The sequence below is a fragment of the Chryseobacterium manosquense genome (genome assembly GCF_014623485.1).
In the GTDB taxonomy this organism is placed as follows: domain Bacteria; phylum Bacteroidota; class Bacteroidia; order Flavobacteriales; family Weeksellaceae; genus Kaistella; species Kaistella haifensis.
In genome coordinates, this window is record NZ_CP060203.1 from 2,617,421 (window position 1) to 2,630,051 (window position 12,631).

Below are 12,631 nucleotides of genomic sequence, written 5' to 3' on the forward strand. Positions count from 1 at the left end.
CAAGGATCTGGAATCTGACATCTAGCATCTAACATCTAACATCTTCAAAACCTAAACCTCCTATTCTCCTTCTTTTCAGAAATCTGTTTTTTCGCGGTAATGCGTTTTTCAATTTGTCTTTTAGATGGTTTTGTAGCTTTTCGAGGTTTGGGTTTAATGAGAGATTTCTCTACCAATTCTAAGATCTTTTCGGTCGCTATTTTTTTATTCTGAAGCTGTGTGCGACTTTCTGAAACGGTAAGTTGAAGAATTCCGTCCAAATTGATGCGGTTTTTGAGCTTTTCCGAGATCAGTTCAATCTCTTCGTTGCTAAAAAATTCGGTGTCGGCAACTTTCCATTGCACCGTCACGGATGTTTCTACTTTATTCACGTTTTGGCCTCCTGCGCCACTGCTGCGGGAAGTTTTGTAGGTAAGCTCTTTCGTGAAATTTCTCATAGTGGAATCAATTAGTTTTAAAACAAATGTAGCAATTCTTTCCTGTTAATTTTGCCGTTGGGTAACCTCGGGATTTTTTCAAGATAAAAAATCTGTTTCGGAAGATGATTTTTGGTGAAAGTTTCGGCAAGTTCCGATAGAATAGGAGAGAGCTGTGATTTCAGTTCATCGGTTTCTTCACTTTCAATTACGGCAACCAGTTTTTGACCATAAGTTTCATCATTTAAACCTAAAAAAACAATTTCATTGGAGAGTTTTTGCTTCATGAAATCTTCCAATTGTTCAGGGAAAATCTTCAACCCGGCGGAATTAATGACGTTATCGAATCTTCCTAAAAACTTAAATTGTCTGTTGTTTTTTAATTCAACTAAATCATTCGTTTGAAGAATCTCAGGATTAAGTTTTGGAGCTTTTATGTTGAGACATCCTCTTTCATCCAAAGAGATTTCAACGCCTTCAAATAAGGTGAAATGTTCTTCCGGAATGGGATAAAGTTGTTTCAAAGCAATGTGGGAAAGCGTTTCGCTCATTCCGTACGTTTCGTAAATCGTAGTTTTGTTGGAAGTACTGCGAAGGACTTTATCGATTTTTTGTTTTAATGATTCCGAAACTTGTGCACCACCGATGATGATTTTTTTAATAAAATGAATCTGATCAAGTGAATTTTCAACCTGAAGCGGCGACATCGCACAAAAATCAATTTCATGATCGAGGTTGGCAATGGGTTTTGCAGAAGGACTTTCGATGGAAAGTTTCAAATTTCTCACCACCGAACGTACGATCATCATTTTACCGGAAATATATTCAACAGGAAGGCAAACCAATGCGGAATCTCCTTCTTTTAATCCAAGATAATCGCAGGTCATCTTTGCAGAACTCTGCATACGTTCTTTTTCGATTTCAAAAACCTTCGGAACGCCGGTGGAGCCTGATGTTTGTACGGAAACTGTGGTAGAATCAGAATGCCAATCCTCCAAAAAAGAAATCACTTTCTCCTCAAATTCGGTTTGGGGAAAAAGTGATTTTAATTGAATATTTTTAGAAAAATCGAGTTCCATTACATTCTGTCAACCGTTCCGATTCCTAGTAGTTCCAGACCTTTGCGAATGGTTTTTCCGGTAAGGGCGGATAATTCGAGACGGAAGTTTTTTGTGTTTTCGTTTTCTTGGTTGAGGATCGGATTGTTCTGATAGAACGAGTTGTAAGATTTCACCAATTCATAAACATAATTGGCAACCAATGCCGGCGAAAGGGTTTCCGCTGCTTTGGCAATCACCTCCTTGAAGTTGGAAAGATTCATCACCAAATCCTTCTCAGAATCATTCATTTCATACTCGGCAATCGCTTGTTCCGCATAGTTGGCTTTGTTCAGCAACGATTGAATTCTCGCATAAGTGTATTGAATAAAAGGCCCGGTATTTCCGTTAAAATCAATACTTTCTTTTGGATTGAAGAGCATTTTTTTCTTCGGATCTACTTTCAGCATGAAATATTTCAATGCGCCTAAACCTACTGTTTCGTATGATTTTTCTTTTTCCTCTTCACTAAGATTTTCGAGTTTGCCGAGTTCTTCTGCTTTTTCTTTGGCAGTTTCTACCATTTCCTGCATCAGATCATCAGCATCAACTACGGTTCCTTCCCGGGATTTCATCTTGCCTTCCGGAAGTTCTACCATTCCGTAAGAAAGGTGGAAAAGGTTTTCTGCCCAACTATAGCCCAATTTCTTCAGAATTTTGAACAACACATCGAAGTGATAATCCTGTTCGTTTCCTACAGTGTAAATCATTTTCTGAATGTTATTTTCCTTGAATCGCTGAACAGCGGTTCCCAAATCCTGAGTCATATAAACCGAAGTACCGTCGGATCGCAGCAACAATTTATGGTCGAGACCTTCGTCGGTTAAATCGCACCAAACTGAACCGTCATCTTTTCTGTAAAGAACACCTTTTAGTAAACCTTCCTGGATGAGGTCTTTACCTAAGAGATAAGTGTTGCTTTCGTATTGAACCTGATCAAAATCGACGCCCAGTCTTTTATAAGTCTGCGCAAAACCTTCGTAAACCCAACTGTTCATTTCTTTCCAAAGCGAACGTACTTTTTCGTCTCCTTTTTCCCAGTCGAGCAACATTTTTTGAGCTTCAAGAATAATAGGAGCTTGCTTTTTGGCAACGTCCTCATCGTATCCTTGCTCTTTCAGTTCGGCGATTTCTTTCTTATAATGTTTGTCAAATTCTACATAAAAATTCCCCACAAATTTGTCACCTTTAATTTGGGTGGATTGTGGAGTTTCACCATTTCCGTAACGTTCCCAAGCAAGCATCGATTTGCAGATGTGGATTCCTCGGTCGTTGATAATTTGGGTCTTAATAACATCATATCCATCAGCGGTAAGGATTTTTGCTACCGAATATCCCAATAAATTATTTCTAATATGACCTAAATGGAGTGGTTTATTGGTGTTTGGCGAAGAATATTCCACCATTACGGTTTCGTTCTTTGGAACCACTCGATCGAAGTTTTCTTTGGTAGATTTAAAATTCTCTAAAAAGAAACTTTTCTTAATGGTAAGATTTAGGAAACCTTTGACCACATTGTAGCTTTCCACAAGATCGGATTGCGTAGAAAGGGCATCGCCCAGTTCCATTGCGATGAGATCCGGACTTTTCTTTAAAACCTTCACGAGAGGGAAGGTCACGATGGTAAAGTCGCCTTCAAACTCCGATTTGTTTTGCTGCACCTCAAGTTTGATGGAATTCGGATGATTCACATCATCAATCTGGAAAACCGATTGAATAACCTCCGCAATTTTATCTTCAATGATATCTTTAATATTCATGTTACAATTTTGAATGACAAATATACGGAAATAAAAAAACCACTCCGAAGAGTGGTTTAGTAAAAATAGGTATGTTAGTTTTTGTCCCAGAAAATCTTTGTGTAAAGCAAGTCACCACCAATTGCTGTGGAAGCTGCTTCATAATTAGTTGGATTTGTGGATTGTTCGCTGACAGGATATCTTAAACGTACTGGCACTTGGTTGTTAGATTCAACAACAGCATTTGCAGCAGGGGCTAATTTAGGATAATCTAGTCTTCTAAAGAATGTCCAGCTTGTAAGCGCCTGATCATACATTGATACCCAAGCTTGATCACCGATAGATTTTTTCCAGTTTCCTGCATCGTATGGATGGTTTGCAAGATAAGCAGTTGCATCAGCAGTGGTTTTTCCCCATTGTACGAACGAAGCTGTAACTGCTGTTTGATAGTTAGTTGCAGGATCTCCACCAATACCCCATCTAGCAGCGGCTTCTGCTAAATAGTAAGCAACCTCTGTGTAGTTTAGAATTATACCTGGCGTATTTGGTACGTATCCAAATGATCCTACTCTTGTGTTTGCATTGAAAGAAGATGCTACTCCAATAGTCCCTCCTTTATAATAAAAGCCGAAACCTAAATCGTTTTCTGGAACCACAGAGCCGGGAGAATAATTACTTAATGTAAATGAATTACCTGAAATAGCGCTAATAGTACCTACTAAAGTATTTGGCATTACATAGACATTATCTCCAACTTTAGGAGCTACGGCCGGTGGATTAGTCGCTGGGTCAAAAGTAATTACATTGCCTGTAACTGCTGTGACAGAACCTGCTAGATAGTGAATGTTTTTTTGAAAGTATACGTCACGTCTAACATCATTATTGGTATTCATATAGTCAATAATTGTTTTTCCAGCAACAAAGTCATTTCTATTTGAAGCAACAAGGTTTGTATATAACTGACTCCAGTTAGGTGATGCTGTTAAGTATGTTAACAAGCAATCATCAGCTTTTGAAGTAAATACACCTCCGCTAATTGCTTGACTTACTGTAGCTTGTGCTAAAGCTGGGTCTGAATCTGCTAGAGCAATACCTAGTTTTAACAGTAATGAATTTGCAAATTTTTTCCATTTAGCAACGTTTCCACCATAGTACTTGTCTCCAGTACCAAAACTTGTACCTGCTACGTCAAGATTAGCAATATCTTGCTTTGTTCTTTTGATTAGGTCTGCATAAATATCCTTTCCAGAATCATATTTTGGTAGTGGATATAAATCTACATCACCTGCTTCCGTATAAGGAATATCACCATAAGTATCAACAAGGATCTGATATGCGTAAACTTGTTGTAAGTCAATAATTGCTAATTGGTTTTTTTTGGTTCTTTCCCATGTCGCGGATTCTGCAGCAGTTGGTTGGTATGCCAGTACAAGTTTTCTAGCTTGATCAAAATTTTTGATGGCTCTTACATATAAAAAGTTCCAAACCTGATCTGAGACATTTCTCGTTGCAAAATTGTATCTACTTTCATCTTGATAGGTAGTAGTTTGCCAATACTGCATTGTCAGCCTAAAGTTATTGGTATTTACGTTAGGTGTTGTAATGTAATCTCCTAACTGTTTTTGAGCGTAAGTTACAAGTGATGCAGGTACAGTTGTGTAGTAACTGTTTGGATCTGTATTCAGCTCAGTCATCGACTCTCTTCCACATGATTGGAGTAAAGAGATCAATATAATAGATGCTAATATTTTTTTCATGTTCTTTTTTTATTAAAAATTAAGTCTGATATTAAGAGATATTGTTCTTGTAGTTGGAAGTACAGATGTTTGATATCCTTGTGCATTTCCTGCAGAAAGACCTGATTCTGGATCTGCGAATGGAACATGTTTCTTAATAATCCATAAGTTATTACCTACTAAACTAAATGACGCTCCTTGTACAAAAGTTGAAGCCAAGAATTTTTTTGGTAATGAATAAGTTAAAGCAACCTCTCTTAATTTCACATATGATGCATCATAAATAAATTGAGATGCAGGATATGCTAAATAACCAAATGCATTAGTTTGCTCTGCATCAATACGTGTAGTATTGGCAGTATAGTTAGGGTTTGCTGCAGTTCCAGTATTTACTACACCCGGTAAGATGACCCCACCTCCGTTTGCTAATGAATTTCTAACAGGGTTTCCTAAATCATTAAGGAAAACTGAGTCGGAATATAAACCTGAAGCCTGTCCGTAGTATTGGTCAAGGGAAAATAAGTCCCCGCCTTGTCGAATATCGATTTGGAAAGATAAACTCAAATCTTTATAAGATAGTCTATTTGTGATACTTCCAAACCAATCAGCTTGCATGTTACCAATAACTGAATTGGTATTAGTAGTTAAGTATTTCCCTTTAGAGGCGCCAGACCCTGAGATTACTTTATTTCCGTCTGGATCATAAACAAAATCAGAACCTTTAATTGTTCCATAATCCTCTCCTAAGGATGCATTAATTGTCACTCCCCCTTGGTAAGAACCTATTGTAATATTTTCAACGCCAGAGGCAAGTTCAGTAACTTTTGATCTTGGGTTAGACCAATTTAGATCTAGACCCCACGTAAAATCTTCAGTTTTGACAGGAACTAAATTTGAAGCAACTTCAAATCCTTCAGATCTCATGTTACCAACATTTTGCCATTTTGCAGTGTTTCCAGTAGCAAGAGATACTGGTAGAGCTAAGATTTGGTCTTTGGTATCTGTTTTAAACCATCCAGCATCAATTCCAATTCTATTCTTGAAGAATTGCAAATTAGCTCCTATTTCTACCGCTTGTGTCTTTTCTGGCTTTAAATCTGGATTCTTTGCGGTGGTATTGTAAATGTACGTAGGCGTACCAAATGCAGTAGTAACACTGTATGTATTGATCAACTGATTTGCTGCAGTATCGTTACCAACTTCAGCATAAGAAGCTCGTATCTTACCAAAGTTTAAAACTCCTCCTTTTAAAAACTCCCAGTTTGAAATAACTGCACTTAGGGACGCTGATGGATAGTAGTAGGTATTGTTACTTTCAGGTAATGCAGTAGAGACATCTCTTCTAATTGATCCTTCCACAAAATAAGTATCATAGAAACCTAATGACGCATTTGCAAAAACTCCAAAAATTCTCTTTTCTGTATCCAAAACTAATGGCGCATTTGCTGGAGTTACTGAGTTAGTAACAGAATAAACTCCTGGAATATATAAACCACCTTGTGTCCCCTGAGCATTTGAATAAACGGTTTGCACGTTTATGTTTGTACCGATTAATGCATTTAAGGAGATATTATCATTAAACTTATCCTTATAGGTTGCAATGAAATCATAGTTTTCCTCATTTCTTCGCTGATTCATTACTGCATAACCAGATGGCTGATTCCCAACTGCCGGTCCTATCGACATTCCATCAGGAAGAGAACCAACTGCTCTTCTTTCATCAACCATGTATGTATAGCCATCATGAGATACTCTACCCATTAAGTTTATCTTATTAGTAACATCGTAGCTTAAACTAAAATTACCAGCAAACCTTTGTCTTTGATCTGTAACGTAGTTTTCATAAAGACGGAAATATGGGTTATCCCAATACAGAGGTGCAGTATTGTCTGGTCCCTGCATATTCCACGAGTTGTTTCTTCTATTTAAGAAATACAAATCTCTTTGGTCATACAAATCGACATTGGTTGCCCACCATTGACGGAAGTTACCCATAATTCCATGGTATCCAGTTGGGTTTTTACCTGTGGTTTCTTGATTTACGTAAGTCGCATACAAGCTTGCTGTTAGATTGTCAGCAATTTTATAAGATGCGTTACCAGTAACTGCATTTTTGTCTAATCTTGAATTAGGCAAAATGTCATTTCCTTGTACGTTTTGATAAGACAAGCGGAAAGAAGATACATCATTCGCTTTCGCCAATGAAATAGTATTATTGTAAGAAAATGCGTCTTCAAATAGTTTGTCTGGACCGTTCTTAGCCATCACCCAAGGTGTTTGCTTGCCATAATCTTTAGATCCAGGGATGAATGCTGTGTATTGCCATACCAACAAGTTTGGATCGTAAGGTGCGCCATAAGAAGCATCTTCATAAGTTGGCGCTTGTGGTTGCCCGTTATAAACCTCAAAGTAAGAGTTTTCATCAGGCCCATAAAGTGGTCCATAACCCTGCCCGTACGTTGTTTGGTATTCTGGCAATGTTTCCTTATTTACTTTGGAATAAGAAATTGAAGAAGAAAAATCAATGCCTAATTTATTTGATTTTTTTCCTTTTTTGGTTGTAATGATAATTGCACCGTTCGCAGCTCTAGATCCATAAAGTGCTGTTGCTGCTGCACCTTTTAATACATTGATTTCTGCAATATCTTCTGAGTTGATATCCGAGATAGTATTTCCTGTATCAATTGAAAGCCCAGAAGTGTTGATGTTTGTAAAGTTGTTAATTAACGGTGATCCATCAACTACAAATAAAACACCGTTTCCTCCGGCCATCGATCGGTAACCACGTAAAGTTACATCCACTGAGCCTCCAATGTTTCCACTGTTTTTAATGCTCAAACCTGCAACTTTCCCTGAAAGGTTACTAGTGAAGTTGGAAGTTGGTGTTTTTGTGATGTCGTCTGCCTTGACGCTCTGAGTAGCATAACCTAATGACTTTGCTTCTCTTTTAATACCCAAGGCTGTTACTACTACGCCTTCGATATCCTGTGTTCTAGCAGTGTCAACCTGTGCATTTACCAAAGCAAATGACGAAGTCAAAACTACAGCTAAAACGCTTGTTGTTAGTTTCTTCATATCAAATTAAATTTTTTCATTGAAGCAAAAGTGCAAAACTTTCTTAATATAATCAAACTTTTTGTTAATTATTTCTTAATAATCTAACATTTTTATGAGTTCTATGTGTTTTTACTAACAATTTCGGGATTTCCGTTAATTTGTCAAAATTAAGGGTTGTTTTTTGATGATTTTAACTTAAATATTAACTTAATGTTAAATTATCAATTTTTTTTAACTTGTTTTTTCTTTAATGTTGTAAATATTTTTAGGTTAATTTAACTTAATTTCAATTTAAAACATATATGTTTTTGCGTCTGTTTTTTCGCCGAAATTAGCTGCTTATATTCAAATTCCTCTTCGTTTTCTCTCTTTTCCATTTTTTTTATGCCATCGTTCCAGTCTTTAGTGGTTTGGGTTCATTCAATGCTGAATGTTGGCTTCTATCGTTATTCATCTTTATATTCCTCTGAAAGTTTGTATTTTTACCTCTCGATTTTTTGTGTAATATAATAGGAGTGTCTTTGGTATGGAATTGTTAAAAAGCTGGTCTCAGCAATATATTGAAGCGGGTTGCGATGAAGTAGGTAGGGGTTGCTTATGCGGTCCGGTAGTGGCGGCTGCGGTGATTATTGATGAGGGGTTTCAACAAAATTTAATCAATGATTCCAAAAAACTCACCTTCAAAACCAGGTTGCAGTTAGACGACTACATCCGAAACAATGTGGTCGATTATGCCATTGCGGAGGTCGCCCCGGATTTTATCGATGAGCATAATATTCTGAATGCAAGTATTCACGCCATGCATTTGGCTTTGGATCAACTCACCACCCGACCGGAATTCATCCTTGTTGATGGCAATAAGTTTCACCCATATCATTTCATTCCTCATCAATGCATCATCAAAGGGGATTCTAGATTCCTTTCCATCGCGGCGGCATCTATTTTAGCAAAAAACTACAGAGACCAGTTGATGATCAACCTTCATCATGAATTTCCGCAATATGGTTGGGATAAAAATATGGGCTATGCGACCAAAAAACACCGCGATGCCCTCAACCAATTCGGACCCACCATCCATCACCGAAAATCTTTCCGTCTCGATTACACCATCGACATTATCAAGTAGCTCCTTCGTGGGTGTTTGTTTTTTTTAATGTTTTAAATTTAATTAGGGATGCTTTGTTATTAAATAGAGCAATCAGCATTGTAAACAATCACTTAATTACGACCTAGTAAGTGGAGACGTTAAGGAAACAAATTGCAAGATAATTGAGCGATTGATTTTGAAAGCGTAGCGTCTTTGTATTTCAAAAAAAATCTTTTCATAAAACAAAAACTTTTGATGCTTTTGCGGTAAAAAAAAACTTTAGCAGACTAATCTTGTTTCCGCCCGAAACCGCTTGCGGTTCGCTGACTCAAAAGAAAATATCAAAAGATCAGCAATTTTGGGGATTTTAGGACTTCTTATTTATTTTTAGTCGAGCTTCCAGTCTTGATCTTTTGGTACTTTTGCATCAAGGCAAAAGTACAGAAGACTACAAAACATATACAATGCGTATGTATATTATTCTTTTTTCTCAATCCTCCCTCCCCAAAGATAGCTACTCGCTGTAGTGAGCAGCTCCCCATTTTGTTGAACACGCGACTGCTGAAACCGGATTTCACCAATCACAAACAACAGTTGTCCTTCGGGAACCTCTGTTAAAGTAAAGCGGGTTTCCTCAATCTGCTTTCCGGGATAAACTTCCAAAGTCACTTCTTTTAACAATTCGACATTCTGGTAATTTTCCAGATCGGGGAGTGTGGCGATACAAATAATGCGCAATTTTGCAGTGTGTGTTTTTGGGGGAGCTTTCAGTTCTCGGTTCCACACCAGTTCCGGAATGGTGATGGTCATCGAGCGCATTTCTGTATCCAACTGTATTTCCGGAAAAAATCGACAGGTGTTTTGCCACTCAAGATGTCTGTTAAACCCGAAACCTTCCATCAATTTCGGATTCCCTTCCACAATCGAAACGTCACCTTCCAGGGTGTGCCTGTGACTCGTTGCCATTTTATAGAACTGACTTCGGTGTCGGTAGGCGTAGCGATCATCGGTTACTAATTTACACAATTGCATCAGCTTTCGGCGGTACTGCGCATCTCGCTTGCTGATATACCCGAAAATACCTGCCGCTTTTTTTGTGTTCGCGCTCTGTCTTACTTGGTCTGGTTTACTTCGGAGAACATTTCGATCGCCTTGGTTTACAAAAACCAAATTCGATATTCCCCCACTGATTAATCCGTTTTTACTCAATCGTGCCATAATAAAAAGGTATATTAATGAAACCGATAATCAGCTAATCCTTTATGAATAAGCCTCACTATCTTGTAGTTATCTTCTACGAATATACAAATTTTTAAAATAGATCATTAATAGTAAATCTATATTTTACATAGATATTCTATTGACTTAGTATGGACTTACTATAGAGATATGGTGAAGATGATAGCAATCTGATTGGGCATAAGGTTGAAGAAAGAATGGAGAAAAGTTGAAGTAAACAAACAAAAAAAGCGGAAAATTACTTTCCGCTTTATAAATTATTCAGGTTGAAGAAGGGTTATTTCTTTTTGCCAGGTTGTTGTTGCTGTTGCATTTTTTGTTGTTCCTGTGCTTTTTCCATCATTTCTCGCATTCTTTTCTGGAATTTGCCTTCTTTTTTAGGCTCCTTCTGTTTGTTGGCCTGAATTTGTGCGTGAATCTTTTTCTCATCCAGAATCCAGTATTTAATGACAAGGATAATCAGGATGTTAATGGCATTCGATACAAAATAATACCATGAAAGTCCTGACGCTGAAGAGTTCAGAAAGAAAAGGAAGGTGATAGGGAAGATGTACATGAGTACTTTCATATTCGGCATACCTTCCTGCTGTGGTTGCTGAATATTTCCGGAAGTCATCACGGTATAGATTAAAATTACAATCGTACATGCAATGGCAAAAATACTTAGATGATCTCCCAAAAATGGTACATGGAACGGTAATTTAATCACATCATCGTAAGCAGTCAAATCTTTTGCGAACCAGAAACTTTTACCTCTAAGGTCAATCATATTCGGGAAGAATCGGAACAGGGCATAGAAAATCGGGATCTGAAGCAATGCCGGTAAACAGCCTGCCATTTGGTTCACTCCAGCTTTTCGGTAGATGGCCATGATTTCCTGTTGCTTTTTCATCGGATCTGCATCCTTGAATTTGGCATTGACCTCATCGATTTCCGGGCGAATTACCTTCATCATTGCACTCAGTTTATGCTGCTTGAACATGACCGGTGAAAGAATGATTTTCACAATAATCGTCATTAAGAAAATAACCCAACCTGCTGCTAATCCCCAACTGGAGATCAGGTTGTACATCGGGATAAAGAACCATCTGTTCAAACTTCCGATAAACGACCAACCTAATGGGAGTAACTCGTCAAAATTTTTGTTGTAAGATTTTAATAAAGGCAAATCCAATGGCATAAAGTACCATTTGAAGTTTTGGTTCAATTCGTTTCCTACCAAATCTACTTGCCCGTTAAAGTTGAATTTTTTCAGGAATTCGCCTTCGTCGATCATTTCTTGGGAACCTTTAGAGTTTTTGAATCCGTGCTGAGGTTCGATTACTGCAGAGAAAAACTGTTGTTTCACAGCAAGCCAGTTCAGTGTTTCGTCGGGTTCTTCCATAGTGGTTCTACCGTCGTAATCGAAACTCTTGTAATTGTTGAAACTGTAATTAAATTCGGTGTGCGTCTGTTCCTGTGAACGGCCTTTCTCCATTTGTCTTGCGCTAAAGTCCCACACAAAATCAGCTTTGGAATCTGCTACCAAACGCGATAAACCTTGGGTTTTCACATTGAAATCAACGGTGTATTTATCCAACAAAGTATAGATGAATTGGATCACGGCACCATTGGCATTAGCTTGCATGGTTACGCTGTTTCCGTTCTGAATCGGGGTAAAAACTAAATCCTTAGTATTAAAGGTTTTGCCTGTTTTATCTTTGAATTGAAATCCGTAAGAAGAATTGTTTTTATCAAAAATCAATAAATCCTTGTCGTTTTTGTCAGTATTTTTATTGTAAGCTTTATACTCGTTAAGCTGCACAGTAGTGATTTGCCCGCCCAAAGTAGAAATTCCTACGGTCAATTCTTTGTTTTTCAGTTGTACCTGCTGGATGGAAGTGGTCTTAACACTGTCGTTCAAGTTGGTCGCCAACGCTGGTTTGGTGGTATTTTGTACGGCGCTTTGCGTGGTTTGAGTTTTGTTTTGTGCATCCAGTAATTCCTGTTCTTGGGCTTGCTTGTTTTGAAAATAAAACATCGCACCGATAAGAATGAGTGAAAACAGGGCGAAACTGATCAATTGATTTTTATCTAAACCGTTATTTTGCTGCATCTTTTTTAATTGATTATTTGATGATTAGGCAGGTTTTTGTTCAAACACTGGACCTTTTAATTTTGGCTGACAAAAATACAGAATTTTTTGTCAATGAAGAATATTTTGTCAACTCATTTAAAAACAGAGAGATAAAAAACATGGCGTCTTTTATCTCTCAGGAAT

The 12,631-nt window shown here is 37.6% G+C and carries 8 protein-coding genes; 1 reads left to right on the forward strand and 7 read right to left on the reverse strand.

Going from position 1 to position 12,631, the window contains the following annotated elements; genetic code table 11:
- Positions 1-44: 44 nt before the first annotated feature.
- The 5 genes from arfB to H0S70_RS12530 all read right to left on the reverse strand — a co-directional run bounded on the left by arfB (position 45) and on the right by H0S70_RS12530 (position 8,063).
- Positions 45-437: an alternative ribosome rescue aminoacyl-tRNA hydrolase ArfB gene (gene arfB, locus H0S70_RS12505; RefSeq protein WP_188321032.1), complete on the reverse strand. Its 393-nt coding sequence runs from the start codon at positions 435-437 to the stop codon at positions 45-47.
- A 17-nt stretch (positions 438-454) separates the two neighbouring features.
- Positions 455-1,495 carry an AMP-binding protein gene (locus H0S70_RS12510; protein ID WP_188321033.1) on the reverse strand — a complete coding sequence of 347 codons (1,041 nt, stop codon included), beginning with the start codon at positions 1,493-1,495 and terminating at the stop codon, positions 455-457.
- The gene (gene argS / locus H0S70_RS12515) at positions 1,495-3,273 is read right to left on the reverse strand and encodes an arginine--tRNA ligase (RefSeq protein ID WP_188321034.1); all 1,779 of its coding nucleotides are present in this window, start codon (positions 3,271-3,273) and stop codon (positions 1,495-1,497) included. The genes H0S70_RS12510 and argS overlap by 1 nt, the downstream gene beginning before the upstream one ends.
- Before the next feature lie 74 nt (positions 3,274-3,347).
- Positions 3,348-5,009, reverse strand: coding sequence for a SusD/RagB family nutrient-binding outer membrane lipoprotein (locus H0S70_RS14385; protein WP_228453746.1), 1,662 nt, complete (start codon positions 5,007-5,009; stop codon positions 3,348-3,350).
- 12 nt (positions 5,010-5,021) lie between these two features.
- Positions 5,022-8,063, reverse strand: a complete 3,042-nt coding sequence (locus H0S70_RS12530; protein WP_188321035.1) for a SusC/RagA family TonB-linked outer membrane protein — start codon at positions 8,061-8,063, stop codon at positions 5,022-5,024.
- Positions 8,064-8,571: 508 nt separating this feature from the next.
- Here H0S70_RS12530 and H0S70_RS12535 point away from each other — a divergent pair.
- Positions 8,572-9,171, forward strand: a complete 600-nt coding sequence (locus H0S70_RS12535) for a ribonuclease HII (RefSeq protein WP_188321036.1) — start codon at positions 8,572-8,574, stop codon at positions 9,169-9,171.
- Between the two features lie 438 nt (positions 9,172-9,609).
- Here the strand turns inward: H0S70_RS12535 and H0S70_RS12540 are convergent, their stop codons facing one another.
- Together H0S70_RS12540 and yidC are read right to left on the reverse strand one after the other, a co-directional pair.
- Positions 9,610-10,350 (reverse strand): hypothetical protein, encoded by a 741-nt coding sequence (locus H0S70_RS12540; RefSeq protein ID WP_188321037.1) that lies wholly within the window; start codon positions 10,348-10,350, stop codon positions 9,610-9,612.
- A gap of 298 nt (positions 10,351-10,648) precedes the next feature.
- Positions 10,649-12,466, reverse strand: coding sequence for a membrane protein insertase YidC (yidC, locus tag H0S70_RS12545; RefSeq protein ID WP_188321038.1), 1,818 nt, complete (start codon positions 12,464-12,466; stop codon positions 10,649-10,651).
- Positions 12,467-12,631: the final 165 nt, after the last annotated feature.